We start from the raw sequence: 14,224 nt of genomic DNA on the forward strand, positions 1-14,224 counted from the left end.
GCCGCGATCCGCACCCGCAACGCGCGGACGTCGGCCAGCGCCAACGTGAACGAACCGGCCGGCCGGTAGCCCGGCTCGGCGCGGGGCGGGTCGCACGGCCCGCACACGTAGACGAACCCGTCCTCCGGGTCGTGGCGGGGTGCCGACCACGCCGGGTCGCCGTCGAGGGTCAGGCGGCCGGCCCTGGCCCGTGCGGTCCAGTAGATCGGCAGCTTCATCACCTCGCCGAGCGCCTTGGCGAACGCGGGGAGGTCCTCCTCGCGCAGGGCCAGCCCGCGCCCGCCCCACACCCGGGGAGGCTCCCGGTCCGCCGGCACGTGCGTGAAGGTGGCCTGGTCACCGGACGTGCGGATCGTCCACTGAGGCAGCTCGGTCAACGTGGGCACGGTTCGCTCCTCGCTCTCGCCGTTCCCCAGGCGGGACCCACCCTAGTTGATCTCCAGCGGGCAGCGGCAGAAAGTGATTTCTACAGGGGAATCATCTCCCGTCCGGTTGTCGATCAGCGAACTCACCGCCGCCTCACGCCTGGCGGGTCCAGGCCTGGTTCGAGCCGCCGGTGCAGGTCCACACGATGACCGGCGTGTTGTCGGCCGTGCCGGCGCCGGATGCGTCGAGGCACGCACCGGCCTGGGCGTTGGTGATCGTGCCGCCTGCGCCGACCGTCCACTTCTGACCGGCGCCGCCGGTGCAGGAGCCGATCGTCACGGCCGCCCCGGGTTGCCCGGTGCCGGCGTCCATGCACTTCGTGTCGCCGTACACCCGCAGCTCACCGGCCGAGGTCGCGGTCCAGCGCTGGTTGGTCCCGCCGTTGCAGGCCCAGATGACCAGCGCGGTGCCGTCCGCCTGGGACAGGTTCGGGACGTCGACGCACTTGCCGGAGCCGGTCCCGACCAGGCTGAACGTCTGGTCACCGGGACCGGGGTCGCCGCCGGGGACGTCGAGCGGGCACGTGCTGCGGTAGCCCGAGACGCCGGTGGTGTCCGCCAGCGTCGGGCAGAGGAACTTGCTGTACCGGGTGTCGTGGTCGACGAAGATCTTGAGCCACGGGACGACCCGCCGCATCATCACCGAGTTCGACGACGTCGGGAACCCGTGCCCGGCCCCGGCCAGCTCGAGGTAGCCCTTCTCCACCCCGGCGGGGATGCCGTCGTAAAGAGTCTGGACGCTCGACGGGCTGACCGTCCCGTCGTTCTGCCCGGCCAGCAGCAGGGTCGGGACCCGGTCGGTGGTCAGGTTCTGCGACGGGCTGAACGGCGCCAGCCCGACCGCGGCCCACAGCGCAGGCCGGTGCAAGGCCGCGTACATCGCCCCGCCGCCGCCCATCGAGTGGCCCATCACCGCGAGGCGCCCGGCGTCCACCCTGCTGCTCACCGGGCTGCGCTGGGTCAGGTAGTCCAGCGCCGCCAGCAGCTGGGTGCCGCGGGCGGTGTCCCAGTCGTTGCGGCTGAGGGTGTCGATCCCGATGACGACGAACCCGAACGAGGCCAGCCACGGCCCCATCCAGGCCCCTTCGGCCGCCCAGGTGGCCGTGTAGCCCGGCACGATCGCGATCGCGCCGAACGTGCCCTGGCTCGTGTCCGTCGGGTAGTAGATCTTCCCGCCGCCGAACCCGTTGCCGGCCGGAACGCTCACCTCCGCGGTCGCGAAGGTGCCGCGCGTGGCCGCGACGCTCGACGTCGTCGGCTCCGGCCCGCGCTGGTACGGGTTGTCGGCGGCGGAGGTCCCCGCCGCGGGCACCACCAGCCCGAGCCCGACGACGACGGCGACCAGTGCCCTTCTCAGCTTCCGGACCACAGGACCTCCCTTTCTCGATGCGGCTCAGCGGGCCAGCGCGAAACTGGGGTGCGGCGGCTGGTTGTAGGCGGTGTTCTGCCACGCCACGGCCTCCCGGTACTGCCGGTCCTGCATCAGCGAGACGTGCGAGATGCTCGTCGAGTCCGTCGTCGAGTAGATTCGCAGCGCCCGGTTGTCCGACGTCGGCCAGATGACCTCTTCGCGCCAGTCGCCGAACAGGTCGGCCTGCAGGGCCGGGTTGTTCTTGGTGCCGTTGTTCGCGTGCACGCCGGACGCGGTCAGCAGCCGGGTGTCGCCGCCGGTGCCGTACTTGTCGATGTGCGTGCCGTCGAGCAGCTCGCGCTGGGCGTCACCGTCCCAGTAGACGACGAAGTTCGCCGACGACGGCTTGCGCCCGATGTTCTGCCCGCTGGTGTTCAGCAACCCGGACACCGCGGACGACCACGACTCGGCACCGGGGCTGCCGGCGTAGATGTCGTCCGAGACACCACGTCCGTTGTCGCAGTTGCAGGAGGCGTTCTGCCAGATGATCTGGCCGGTCCTCGCGTCGGCCATCCAGGCGGCGGGCTTGGACTTGTCTTCGTCCACCTTGAACTCTTCCAGCCCGGCCCGGCTCGGGATCAGGTCGCCGACGTGCATGGCGTCGCCGTGGCCGTTGCGGGTGTTCCACAGCGGCTGGCCGTTGTCGTCGATCGCCATGGCCCCGAAGACGATCTCGTCCCGGCCGTCGCCGTCGGCGTCGGCGATGGTCAGCTGGTGGTTGCCCTGGCCGGCGTACTGCGAGCCGGCGGAGTTCGAGTCGAACTTCCACCGCTCGGTCAGCGCCCCGTTGCGGAAGTCCCAGGCCGCGATCACCGTGCGGGTGTAGTAGCCGCGGCTCATGATCAGGCTCGGCCGGGACCCGTCCAGGTAGGCCGTGCCGGCCAGGAACCGGTCCACCCGGTTGCCGTAGCTGTCCCCCCACGAGGACACCGTGCCGCGCGGCGGGTCGTAGTTCACCGTGGACAGCGCGGCGCCGGTCGGCCCGCCGAACACGGTCAGGAACTCCGGGCCGGACAGGACGTACCCGCTGGAGTTGCGGTAGTCGGCGCTCGCGCTGCCGATGACCTGGCCGGTGCCCGACCGGGTGCCGTCCGCGGTCTTCATCGCGACCTCGGCCTTGCCGTCGCCGTCGTAGTCGAAGACCTGGAACTGCGTGTAGTGCGCACCGGCCCGGATGTTGCGCCCGAGGTCGATCCGCCACAGGCGCGTGCCGTCGAGCCGGTAGGCGTCGAGGTAGACGTTGCCGGTGTAGCCGGACTGGGAGTTGTCCTTGGCGTTGGTCGGATCCCACTTCAGCACGATCTCGTACTGGCCGTCGCCGTCCAGGTCACCGGCGCTCGCGTCGTTCGCGGTGTAGGTGTAGCTCTCCCCGGACGGGGTCGTGCCCCCGGCGGGCGGCTGGATCGGGATGTCCCGGGTGCTCGCGGCGACGCCTTGGACGCTGTCGAGCGTGAGCGAGTCCTCCGCGGCGAAGGCGGACATCACCTCGGCTCCCCCGACCACCGCGCGCACGGTGTACCGGGCCCCCGCGGGGGCACCCGCGTCCAGGAAGCTCGTCGGCCCGCTCAGCGGCTCCGGCGTCACCTTGGTGCCGTCGCGGTAGACGGTGAACGCCACCCCGGCCGGGTCGCCGGCGAGCAGCCGCCAGCCGACCCGGTTGCCCTGTGCGGTGTGGACGCTGACCACCCCGCGGTTGAGCTTGTCGATCTGCGGTGCGCCTGCCTGCGGCGCGGGCGCGACGACCGCGCCGGTGGCCGGGGCCGGTACGAGACCGGCCACCGCCACGGCCGCGGCGGCCACGACGAGCCGCCTGCTGAGGGCGAACTTGGGCATGGCTACTCCATTCTGGGTTGATCGGTCAGCCGAGGACCGCGGCCAGCCGGGCCGCGATCTTCCGGTGGCCGGTGTCGTTGGGGTGGGTACCGTCCGCGGTGTCGGTCGCCTTGTCGATCCAGCCCTCGGTGTTGATGAACTCCACCTTGCTGTCCCCGGCGCTGTTCCGGGCGCTCACCGCGGCCTTCGTCTCGGCTGCGTACCGCTTGTAGAAGTTCTCCATCGCGTGGATGGTCGCGTTCGGGTACTTCGCGCGGACCCGTTGCAGCAGCGTGAGGTACGCGCTCTGGAACCGGTCACCGGAGACGCCGTGGGAGAGGTCGTTGGTGCCGAGGTTGATCACCACGTCACTCGCCTGGTAGCGGGAGAAGTCCCAGTCCGGCGAGCCGGTGGCCAAGCCGGTCGCGAGGAACCGGTCCCGCATGCCGAGGCACCCGTCCGGGGCCGGGTACAGGCAGGCACCACCGACGGCGATCTGGGTGTGACCGGCGCCCAGTTTCTCGCCGGTCAGCCAGCCGTACGCGGTCAGCGCCTGCTGGGACGACCGCTGCCCCACCGTGATCGAATCCCCGACGAACTCGAGGATCCGGGACGGCACGCCCGGCACCACCGTCCGGGCCCCGGCGTCCAGGACAACGCCCTGGAACACCGCGTCCCCGTGGTACGAACCGGCGACGGGCCGGTAGGACACCCGCAGCGTGTGCGTGCCCGGTGGCAGCTTGCCCGGGGTCAGGTCCACCGTGCCGCGGACGTCGGTCCGCGGCACCCAGGCGCCGCCGTCGATGCTGGTGAACAGGTCGATGCTGTTCCGCTGGCGCAGCTTCACCGTGGTCCCGGTGAAGCCGACGACCACGTACGCGCCGGCCCATTCGGACACGTACGCCCCCGCCGAACGGGTGTCCCACCGCCCGAAGTACCGGATGTTCGAGTCCGACGGCGAGCCGTCCCCGGTGGCGGCCGCAGCCGGGTGCACCGCCGTGCTCACCGCGGCCACCGCCGCCACCGCGAGCGCGACGGCCCGCGACCTCGTGCCGATCGGCATCGTCTGCCCCTTTCGTATCCGATGTGGACGGAGTCAGCGCAGGTAACCCGCCAGCGCCAGGTTCAGTTCGCGGACGCCCTGGACGACCAGGTTCGCCATCTGCGTCGCGCCGTACACCGAGAAGTGCGTGTTGTCGGTGACGCCGTCGGTGGCCTGGGTGAGGTACAGCTTCGGCGACGCGGCCGGGCCGAGGGACTCCACCAGGGCCTTGCTCTTGGCCGTCAGGTCGAGCACCGGCACGTTCGCGCTCTTGCCCAGCGCCCGGATCAACGCGGGCAGGTCCACGCCGACGCCGTTGACGTGCAGCGCGGTCGGCGTCAGCTCGGTGCCGTTGAACAGCCGCCGCACCGGCGGCGTCACCAGCACCGGGACGCCGCCGCGCTCGCGCACCCCGGTGACCATCTTGGTGAGGTTGTCGCGGAACGCCGTCGCCGACGTCTGCTTGTCGTTGTGCCCGAACTGGATGAGCACCAGGTCCTCGCTCTTGATCAGCGGCTTCATCCGGGGGAACAGCGCGCTACCGGCCAGGAAGCTGCCCGAGCTTTCGCCGGAGTCCCCGTAGTTCGCGATCACCGCGCCGCCCCGCACGCTCGCCGGCAGCAGCTGGCCCCAGCCGGTGTAAGGCGCCACCGGCTGGTCGCAGACGGTCGAGTCCCCGGCCAGGTACGTCACCAGCGGGGCCGGGGCCGCCGTCACGGTCAGCGAGCCGATGGCCGGTGCGCTGCCGCCGAACGTGATGTCGAGGCCCGCGGTGCCGGTGCCGCCCTGGCCGGTGGGCTGTCCCTCGGGGGTGCGCACGTCGACCGTGACGGTGGTGGGCACGACCTGGCCCGCGGTCGTCGCGACGGCGTTCAGGACCTGCCTGCGCGCCTCCACCGAAATCGACGTGTTCGCCGCCTTCGTGGTGCTGCCGAGCCCCACGGTGACGTCGTAGCTGCCCGGCGAGACGGCGAAGTGGCACTTGATCGGGCCGGTTCCGGAACACTGCGCTGGAAGCGCTTTCTGGACGGCCGCGGCCACCGCCGGCGCGGGAACCAGGGTGGCCGCGGCCAGGCCGGCGAGGATGACCGCTCGCTGCCTGAGGGACATATGCACACTCCTTGTGGTCTGCCGCGGCCGGTCGTGAGTGGTAAGGCGGGTTAGAACCCGCCTTACCACTCACGACCGCGTTACCTGATGTCCGCGTCCGCGACCACGAACAGCTCGGAGTGCGGCTTGGCGTTGCCGAAGGCTCCGTGGGGCCACGACTTGCGGTTGAAGTTGATGCCGACCTGCCCGGTGAACTCGTCCCGGAAGTTCTGGTCGACCGAGACCTTCCCGTCCGGCCCGAGGTTCAGCAGGTTGACCTTGTGGTCACCGTCCAAACCGGACCGAGCGACGAAGTAGTTCGACACCGCGAGGTGCTGCGGCGACGTGGTTTCGTGGTAGAAGCCGTCGCCGCCGAGCGCCCAGTTGTCGTAGGCGCCCCAGTGCGGGCCCGCGCCCGGCGTGCCGGGGTTGATCGGCGCCGCGCCGACGACGGTCGGCAGGTCGCCGCCCCCGCCCTGCTGCGCCTTCGCCTTGGTGTCGACCCGGCCCTGGATGTCCTCGATCCGGTCGCCGGCGTTGACCAGCTTCTGGATGTCGAGGACGTAGACGCCGCCGGTGGTGCCGGGGTCGTCGGCCGAGAGGGTGCCCTTCTGCCGCCCGACGATCGCGCGGTAGAGGTACTTGTCGTCCGGGCTCGTCTGGATCCACCCGCCGTTGGAGCTGGCGCCGTTCGAGTCGTTGCTGGCGTAGATGGACTTGTTCGCGGCGCCGTCGTCGAACACCTCGATCCAGTGCGGCTCGGCCGCGGTGATGTCCGGCGTGTAGAACACCGCGCCGCCCTGCATGGTCTGGGCGAACGCGCCCTTGTGCCCCGGCAGGTTCGTCACCGTGGTCTCCATGACCGCCCGGCTTTCGGCGTGCAGCGGGTCGGCCGGATCGGCACGCGGGCCGTCCTGCAGGTACGACACCGACTTCAGCTTCGGGTGGTTGCGGTCGGAGATGTCCCAGGTCCGCACGGTCGGCCGGCGCAAGTACGGCGACGGCTGCTTCACCGGGTCGAGGATGATGTTGCGCGGCTCGGCGTAGTCGCTGGTGACGAGCGTGTTCAGGTCCTCACGGGCCTGGACCCCGTGCGGGTTGGCGCACGTCGGCTTACCCAGCTGCGGCAGGTTGTCGCACAGCTTGGCGTTGTCGCCCTGCGGGGTCGCCGCCGGGGACTCGGAGAGCACCTGTGCGTTCTGCCCGAAGTGGACGACCTCGCCGGGGCTGCCCGCGAAGCCGTTGCCGACCTGGGTGGAGCCGTCGGCGTAGGCGTGCGGGCCGGGCACGACCGGGCCGCCCATGTACGTGCCGTACGCGGTGCCGTCCTTGAGCACCCAGTAGGCGTCCGGGACCGAGCCTCCGAGCGTGTTGGTCGGCAGGCTGACGCCCTTGAGCTTCAGCTGTGGCAGCGCGCTGACGTCGAAGGCGTACGTCGCCGCGGCGAACAACGCTCCGGCGTAAATCGTGTCGCCCCTGTGCCACACGTACTGCATGTGGTGCGGCTCGTTCTCGACCAGCGGGCCGACGGTGGCGGTGTTGACGACCTTGCCGTAGGTCGGCGAACCCTGCGTCGCGTCGATCACGGCGAGGAAGTCCGGCCCCGGCAGGGCATTCTTCAGCTTGTTGAGGCCACCGCCGAGCGTGCCCGGCAGATTCTTCACGTCCTTCACGAGCGTGTCGGCGATGTTCTCGTCGCCGGCCCAGACGAGCAGCCACTTCTTGGGTGTGCCGCTCTCCGAGCGCGCGAGGTCCTTCGTTACCAGGTGGTTCTGCACCCAGTACTGCTTGCCGTCGGACGCGGTCTTCGCGTCGGTGACGGTCTGGACGTCGGCGTAGGCGCTGGTGGACGAGCCGGTGTAGGTCACCGCGGTGACGGCGAGCGTTGCCGCCGCGGCCCCCAGCGCCGCTTTTCGCCATCGAAGCGATTTCAACAGCATTGATTCTCCCATTTTTTGAGAACAGACTTCTTCCCGCTGTTTCCGAGCACGCGAAAACAGCGGGAAGACCGGATTCGCCGCGCAGGCCCGGAAGCCGCCGGCGCGCAGCCGAATGCCGCCCGAAGGCGGGAAGCGTCAGAAAGTCCTACAGAGCGCACTGGCCTGCTGGCGCAGATCAACGTGACGGCGCTGCACCAGACGGACGAGATCGGGCATGGGCCAAATGGTCCTGTGCGTTGACCCGGCCGTCAATCCGTGATCAAAGAATGAGACATGACCCGAGTGGGTGAATCTCTCCCTTACGGCTTGCGTCGGCCCGGTCCTCGTGACGCGGCAAGCGAAAAAGGCGCACCGACGCCACCGCCGGCTTGTCGGTGGTGTCCCCCGCTCTCGGGCCGTGCCCGGCCACGTCGCGCGTCTGTCGTTCGTTGACGGCGGCTCAGCATGCGCCCAATGTGGCGTTGGGTGCGCTGGACGAACCGAACGCCGAGTCAGCGAACTGGCCGAGATCGTCACCGAAGACGCTCACTGCCGCCGGCGCGACGTCATCTCCCCGGTGACGAGCGCGGCGGGGACGGATCGGCGTCCGACAACCGGGCGTCCACCGGCACGACAGCCCGCCCGGCCGGCTCCGCCTGCTGAGCGGCGTAGCACAGCAACGCAGACTTGCCGATGCCACCGTGACCGTGCAGGTAAGCCACGAGCGGAGCGTCCACCGCACCCGACAGCATCCGATCGAGCACGCCCGCTCCGGCTCCCGTCCCACCAGCGCATCGGCGCGTGCCGCCGCCAGCCGGCCCGCCAGTCCTGCCGCACCCGAGCCGGGCTCCTCTCATCGGGCCCGGTGATCCGGCAGGTACGTGAACCGCGGGTGGTCCGGGGTCAGCTCGCCTTCGCCGATGCGGGCCGGCTCGGGGTCGAAGAAGGCCACCATGTGCCGTCCCGGTTCGGCGGCGGGAACATCGGTGTCCTCCAGGACGAGGAGCAGGCAGGCGGCACCGGCCGGCGGGTCGCTCCAGGCCCGGGCGGGTGAGATGTTCGGCCCCAGGTCCATGGTGGCGTGGCGCAGGGGGGATCGTGTCGCCGGGCTCGAAGGCCGGGACGTGATTTCCAGCCGGACCGGGGTCGTCGGCCGGAGGAGGTTGCGGAGCCCAGCCGTGGTGGCACCTCGGACACGACGTGTAGCCGCCGCTCAAGACGATCGAGGAATGCGACCGCGTTCTGGAACACCCCCGCTCGGCTCTGGAAGCCGGAGCCGACCCGGCTCCCGCGAATGGCCCCACCTCGACATCACCGCCCAGCACCCACCCGATGCCGGCACCCGAGCAAGGCCTCATCCTCGCTGCGCACCCACCCGCAGCGGGCACGCTCACCGGTCGTATCGAACTCCGCCTCGACAACAATGCGGTCGGGAGCGTCACCGATACCTGCTGCCCGGCCTGCCGGACCGCGGTCCTCGACTACGTGCACGTCGCCGCCGAGCACCGCCGGCTCGGCTACGGCCGCGCCCTCATCGCCGCCGCCCGCGCCCGCATGCCCGGCTACACCTGGACCGCGCCGCTACCCGACGGCGGCACCGCGCAAGCCTTCCGCACCCGCATCCCGTATCCCCGCGCGGCGCCGCCGTGCGTGCATCGAGCCGCACGAACTGATCACTGAGACGAGGCACAACCGGGCGTAGCACGTCAGGGCCGGCCGGTACGAATCGTTGCCACTGCAGCGAAAAAGTCACCAGCAGTGCTCTGCACGATCGACGTCGGACCCGTCATCGTTGTACTGATCACCACGAGACATCGTCCGCCGCATGCGTGTCGGCGAAGTCGACGGGTCCGTCGTCGTGACCCACCCACCCTGCACCCGCGGGCGAGGCCACCGGCCGAGGTCGACGGTGACCCGGCCGATGTGGTCGCAGTACAGCGCATCGGCGAGCACCTGGTCGAGCGGCTTCGCACCCACCACCTGGTCCTCGGCCCCTCCCGGTCGTGCGGGGCTACGCCGGGTTCTCCGCGACGGCGAGGTAGTCCGTGTAGATCTGCGGCGAGCCCGAGAACGAAGCCAGCTGCTTCCACTCCTCGTACATCTGCTTGGTGTCGCGGTGGGCGGCCGCGAACTGTGCGGCCTCGCCGGTGGCGATGTCGGGCTCGGGGTAGAAGACGTCCAGCGCGTCCAGGCTCGCGATCTCCATCATCATCACGTACTGGTCGAGGCGGTTGCCCCGCTCGCCCTTGAGCACGTGGAACCGCCAGCCCGGGTAGTCCTCGATCCGAGGGTGATTCTCGGCGATGAAGCGGTCGAACATCTCCTCGGTCACACCGGCGCGCAACGCCAGGTTGTGGATCCCGACGACCCGGGCGACGGGCTCCTCCCCCGGGCGGTCGCGGTAGCGGGGGCCGGGCGTGACCGTGCTCCGCGGATTGTCGGCCAGCAACCGGTAGTCGGTGAACAACGTCGGCAGCTCACCGAACGTGCCCAGCCGCCGCCACCGCGCCAGCACCGCCTCCGCCTCCGGGTGCCGCGCCCAGAACAGCCGGGCCGGCTCGGTCTGCTCACCCCGGGCCGTGACGTAGCGGTCGCGTTGCTCGGCGCTCTCGATCTCGTACAACATCAGGTACTGCCCGGTCCGCTCCCCACGCAACCCGCGCAGCAGAGTCCACCGCCACCCCGGGTACAAGGGCAGGTGAACGCCTTCACCACGCACGAAAGTCTCGAACTCCTCCGGCGTGACACCAGCCTCCGTGTCGATGGCGATGTACTGGAAAGTGAACACCGACGAGCGTCCCATTGCGTCCAATCCTCAGGCCGGGAAGGGAACGCGCATCCGACAAACACGATTCCCCTGCACCACATCCTGCCAGCTCCAGAGCAACGGGGCCCGCGAGCCCTCCCCGCTGGACGCGATCCGACGGGCCCCACCGTCTGTGAAGATCAACCAGCGTCAGCGCTACCGGGAACAACGTGGTGCGGTTCACCGTCACGCGCCGCTGCGTTCAGGCCGATGAGGAGCGTCCTTTGGCGGCGCGGCTCCAGAGTCGCGCTGGTGAGGTTGAGGTCGATGCCCGGCCAGAAGGTCGGCGCTGGATGCTCGGAATCGTTGCCTGGCTGCAGGTGTTGGTGCAGGAGACGCCGGCCGAACAACGGCTGCTCGTACCATTCGTCGGGCACGGACCCGGCGAGCGCGGCCAGGTACCGCTCGTAGGTGAGGAAGTCACGCACGCTGGGCGGTTCCAGCAGCGGAGCGAACAAGGCCGCGTCCGGCCATTCGTTGGGCCGGACCTCCATCCCCCACGTCTCGGTGGCGACCGCGGCGATCTCCGTGCGGTGGAGCCAGGCCAGGGTATCGAACGACAAGCCTGGTGCCGGGCCGCCCGCGTAGGAGCCCCAGCCCCGGCCGACCGCCGAGGTACCGCCCTGGCGCCGGATCGGCTCGTCCAGGTCGGCGCCGGTGATGGGACACCGGTCGGCCAGCTCGCCGTCCTCGCCCAGCGCCCGGCCCACGTCGAGCAGCACTCCCCGGCCGATCACCGGCGCGGCGAGCCGCTCGATCCCGGTGGCGAAGTCACCTTCGCTGGTGACCACCTCGCGTCCGGGCCTGCCGTTCCAGCCGACACCGTGGTCGAACACGTGCCCGAGGCCATCCCACTGGGTGCTGCACTGCAGCGGCATGAAGACCGCGTCGTCGGCGACGGACAGGCCGTGCGGCAGGCCCATCTGCTCCGCGGTGTCCATGCCGGTCGACATCATCGTGTGCACCGGGTTGACCCGGCGTTTCCAGCCGAACTGCGGACCGTCCTCGTCGAACGGCAGCGACAGGCTGAACGAGCGCCCCCGGCGGACCAGCGCCGCCGCGCCCGCGCGCCGGCTCCTCGAGGAAGTCGACCGTGCCCACGCCGTCGTCGGTTACCCACCGGTTCCAGGTGCTGCCGCGTTTCGCGGGCGTGGCGATCGCGGCCTCCGGATCGGATCCGAACTCCCGATGATGTCGTAGCCGTGCATCAGGCGACCCCTGAGCCGGGCATCGAGCCGAGCAGTCGCTCGGCGTTGCCGCCGCGGATCGCGGCGACGACAGCGTCGTCGAAACCTGCCGCCAGGAGCCGGTCGACGGGGTCTTCGACGCCCATGTCGAACGGGTAGTCGCTGCCCAGCGTCACCTGGGAGGCGCCCAGGTTCTCCACCAGGTGCCGCAGGCCCTGCGTGCTGTAGACGAGCGAGTCGACGAAAACGCGCCGCAGCTGGGTGCCGGGCGGCTCGGCGGTGGTGCGGGCGTCGCCGCGGACCGACCACGCGTGGTCGGCGCGGCCCAGGTAGGTCGGCAGGTAGCCACCGCCGTGCGCGGCCCAGATCCGCAACCGGGGGTGGCGTTCCAGCCGACCGGAGCACGCGATCCGGGACAGCGCCAGCGCCGTCTCCACCGGGTTGCCGACGGTGTTGAACAGGTAGTAGGCGTTCAGCCGCTCCCCCAGCGTGCAGCCCCACGGGTGGATGAGCACCGCCGCGCCGAGTTCCTCGGCCGCCGCCCAAAACTCCGCCAGCGACGGGTCGTCGAGTTCGACGCCGGGCGCGGCCGCCGTCGAGATCTGCACGCCTCGCAGGTGCAGGTCCGCCACCGCGCTCCGCAGCTGCCGCACCGCGAGATCGGGATGCTGCAGCGACACGGTGCCGACACCGACGAACCGGTCCGGCCGCTTCGCGCAGAACCCGGCGATCGTCTCGTTGGTGAGCGCCGCGATGCGCTCGGCGAGGTCACGGCCCGCCCAGGCGTGCGGCAACGGCACCGCGCACACCGCCTGGACGTCCACACCGGCCTTGTCCATCGCGGCGACCCGGGTGTCCACATCGATCAGGCGAACCGCCAGTGACCGGATCTGCTCCACGTTGTAGGCCGCCGATTCCGGTCCGAGACTGGCCGCGTCGAGCGCGCGTTGCCGGGCCAGCCCCGGCTCGACGGCGATCAGCTCGTCGACCGCCGGGATGCCCAGATGGGCGTGCACGTCGACAGTCTTCATCCTTGCCCTCCCACAGCCGCGGCGAACCGTTGCTCGGCCTTGTCGATCTCGGCGATCTGCTTCACGATCTCCCCCGGCGAGGACTCGCCGACCACTTTCTGCAGCAGCGGGGTGTGGTCCAGCACCAGGTCGCGCACGTACCGCAGCGGCCGGGGCGCGTGGTGGAACACCTGCCCGAGGAGGTAGGCCTGCTGGACCTGCCGTGCGGTGTGCGGTTTGCGTGGCTCTTCGAACTCCTCGAGCGCGCGCCGCACCGCCTGGTGGTCGGACAGGTCGACGCCGGCGAGCCGACGGCCGAGGAAGTAGCCGTCCTCGATCGCCATGCCCGCCCCGTAGGCGGCGTAGGGCGAGGTGGGGTGGGCGGCGTCGCCGACGAGGGTGACCCGGCCCTTCGACCACTGCCCGACCGGTTTGCGGTCGCGCAGTTCCCAGCGCTGCATGTTCTCCGGCGGGGTCGCCGCGACCAGCTGCGGCAGCGGTGCCGCGAAGCCGCGGTCACTGTGGGTGCGACCGACCGCCGCACCGGCGAGCTGGCGGTGATTACCCTGACCGCCTCGATCGGCGCCGCGATGTTCCCCGACCACGGCCGCGACCTCAGCACCCTGCTACTGGCCATCGACGACGCCGTCTACCGCGCCAAGGACAGCGGCCGCGACCGGACCGTCGCCGCCAAAGGCCCCGTGAAGAAGCAAATCGCCGTGGAGTAGAGCACGCCAGTACGTCTGCGGCAGTGCGGTCGACCTCTTGCGACACGCCGAGGGCGGCGCGAAAAGAACGGCGGAAGCCCTCGGACGGGCAACCCGAGAGGAACAGACTCGGCTGTCAACCGGGTAGGTGAGCCTGGAGCAGTCGCGGTGGGTGGCGGACTGCGCCGCCCGGACCGGCGAACAGCGTGGGACCGTCGTCGACTACCGGACGACCAAGATACGGACACACGGCTGGTGGTCCTGCCAGGGTTGCAGCCGGACATAACCGGTGACGGGCCGCTGGTCCGTCACACCGGCTACGTCGACTTCTATCACGGGGTCGCGGAAGCGCACCTCTCCCTGAGTCGGAATCGCAAGCTGCGTGGGCCGCTCCACGGCGAGTAGTGTGCCGCCGAGCAGAGACTCCGAACCGGGGCATGCCATGGCTTTCGCACCGGCCGAGCCGTCGATCGCGTTGGCATTGAGACGGCGCAGGAACTCCTCGGCTACCTGCCGAGCGGCCTGCAGCTGCGCGGGGCTGCTCCGGGAGAACGGTGTCCTCGACGTCGTCGTCCCGCCGGTGGACGGTGCCTGCGAGCTCGCCGCCGCATTGTCGGGTGATCGATCGTGACGCAGGAAGAAGCCCGGCGCCACGAAACCGGTCACCAGCACCACGGCCACGAACACCGCGGCCGCGACCAGCGACACCCAGAGCGCGGTGCGCCGTATCCGGAGCCGACAGCGCCCGGCCAACGGCCGGGCCCACCGGCCGCAGGTGCACGGTTTCGCCAGGCCTGGCGAACCGCCTGAAGTCAC

15 protein-coding genes are annotated in these 14,224 nt (G+C 70.7%); 2 read left to right on the forward strand and 13 right to left on the reverse strand.

Annotated elements, in window-relative coordinates; all coding sequences use genetic code 11:
- Positions 1-519 precede the first annotated feature (519 nt).
- The 7 genes from Q5425_RS26665 to Q5425_RS26695 all read right to left on the reverse strand — a co-directional run bounded on the left by Q5425_RS26665 (position 520) and on the right by Q5425_RS26695 (position 8,773).
- Positions 520-1,794 carry a ricin-type beta-trefoil lectin domain protein gene (locus Q5425_RS26665; protein ID WP_308675047.1) on the reverse strand — a complete coding sequence of 425 codons (1,275 nt, stop codon included), beginning with the start codon at positions 1,792-1,794 and terminating at the stop codon, positions 520-522.
- A gap of 24 nt (positions 1,795-1,818) precedes the next feature.
- Positions 1,819-3,669, reverse strand: a complete 1,851-nt coding sequence (locus tag Q5425_RS26670; RefSeq protein WP_308675048.1) for a rhamnogalacturonan lyase — start codon at positions 3,667-3,669, stop codon at positions 1,819-1,821.
- A 25-nt stretch (positions 3,670-3,694) separates the two neighbouring features.
- Complete coding sequence (locus Q5425_RS26675; RefSeq protein WP_308675049.1) at positions 3,695-4,711, reverse strand: GDSL-type esterase/lipase family protein; 1,017 nt, start codon at positions 4,709-4,711, stop codon at positions 3,695-3,697.
- Positions 4,712-4,744: 33 nt separating this feature from the next.
- A complete protein-coding gene (locus Q5425_RS26680) occupies positions 4,745-5,800 on the reverse strand; it encodes a rhamnogalacturonan acetylesterase (protein WP_308675050.1) in 1,056 nt (351 codons plus the stop codon).
- A gap of 80 nt (positions 5,801-5,880) precedes the next feature.
- Positions 5,881-7,719: a hypothetical protein gene (locus tag Q5425_RS26685; RefSeq protein WP_308675051.1), complete on the reverse strand. Its 1,839-nt coding sequence runs from the start codon at positions 7,717-7,719 to the stop codon at positions 5,881-5,883.
- 545 nt (positions 7,720-8,264) lie between these two features.
- The gene (locus tag Q5425_RS26690; protein WP_308675052.1) at positions 8,265-8,462 is read right to left on the reverse strand and encodes a hypothetical protein; all 198 of its coding nucleotides are present in this window, start codon (positions 8,460-8,462) and stop codon (positions 8,265-8,267) included.
- A gap of 89 nt (positions 8,463-8,551) precedes the next feature.
- A complete protein-coding gene (locus Q5425_RS26695; RefSeq protein WP_308675053.1) occupies positions 8,552-8,773 on the reverse strand; it encodes a hypothetical protein in 222 nt (73 codons plus the stop codon).
- 257 nt (positions 8,774-9,030) lie between these two features.
- Here Q5425_RS26695 and Q5425_RS26700 point away from each other — a divergent pair, with 257 nt between their 5' ends.
- The gene (locus Q5425_RS26700) at positions 9,031-9,378 is read left to right on the forward strand and encodes a GNAT family N-acetyltransferase (protein ID WP_308675054.1); all 348 of its coding nucleotides are present in this window, start codon (positions 9,031-9,033) and stop codon (positions 9,376-9,378) included.
- A gap of 69 nt (positions 9,379-9,447) precedes the next feature.
- Here the strand turns inward: Q5425_RS26700 and Q5425_RS26705 are convergent, their stop codons facing one another.
- From Q5425_RS26705 to Q5425_RS26725, 5 genes are all read right to left on the reverse strand, one after another.
- A complete protein-coding gene (locus Q5425_RS26705; protein ID WP_308675055.1) occupies positions 9,448-9,675 on the reverse strand; it encodes a hypothetical protein in 228 nt (75 codons plus the stop codon).
- Between the two features lie 34 nt (positions 9,676-9,709).
- The gene (locus Q5425_RS26710; protein WP_308675056.1) at positions 9,710-10,501 is read right to left on the reverse strand and encodes a hypothetical protein; all 792 of its coding nucleotides are present in this window, start codon (positions 10,499-10,501) and stop codon (positions 9,710-9,712) included.
- A gap of 143 nt (positions 10,502-10,644) precedes the next feature.
- Positions 10,645-11,556 (reverse strand): cyclase family protein, encoded by a 912-nt coding sequence (locus tag Q5425_RS26715; protein ID WP_308675086.1) that lies wholly within the window; start codon positions 11,554-11,556, stop codon positions 10,645-10,647.
- A gap of 155 nt (positions 11,557-11,711) precedes the next feature.
- On the reverse strand, positions 11,712-12,722 hold the full coding sequence (locus Q5425_RS26720; protein WP_308675057.1) for an amidohydrolase family protein: 1,011 nt from the start codon (positions 12,720-12,722) through the stop codon (positions 11,712-11,714).
- On the reverse strand, positions 12,719-13,306 hold the full coding sequence (locus tag Q5425_RS26725) for an FAD-dependent monooxygenase (RefSeq protein WP_308675058.1): 588 nt from the start codon (positions 13,304-13,306) through the stop codon (positions 12,719-12,721). Before Q5425_RS26725 ends, Q5425_RS26720 begins: the two co-directional genes overlap by 4 nt.
- Here Q5425_RS26725 and Q5425_RS26730 point away from each other — a divergent pair.
- Positions 13,223-13,429, forward strand: a complete 207-nt coding sequence (locus Q5425_RS26730) for a diguanylate cyclase domain-containing protein (RefSeq protein WP_308675059.1) — start codon at positions 13,223-13,225, stop codon at positions 13,427-13,429. The genes Q5425_RS26725 and Q5425_RS26730 overlap by 84 nt on opposite strands.
- A gap of 201 nt (positions 13,430-13,630) precedes the next feature.
- Here Q5425_RS26730 and Q5425_RS26735 read toward each other — a convergent pair whose 3' ends face one another.
- Positions 13,631-14,116: a hypothetical protein gene (locus tag Q5425_RS26735; RefSeq protein WP_308675060.1), complete on the reverse strand. Its 486-nt coding sequence runs from the start codon at positions 14,114-14,116 to the stop codon at positions 13,631-13,633.
- Positions 14,117-14,224: the final 108 nt, after the last annotated feature.

The sequence above is a fragment of the Amycolatopsis sp. A133 genome, from assembly GCF_031082405.1.
Lineage (GTDB): Bacteria > Actinomycetota > Actinomycetes > Mycobacteriales > Pseudonocardiaceae > Amycolatopsis.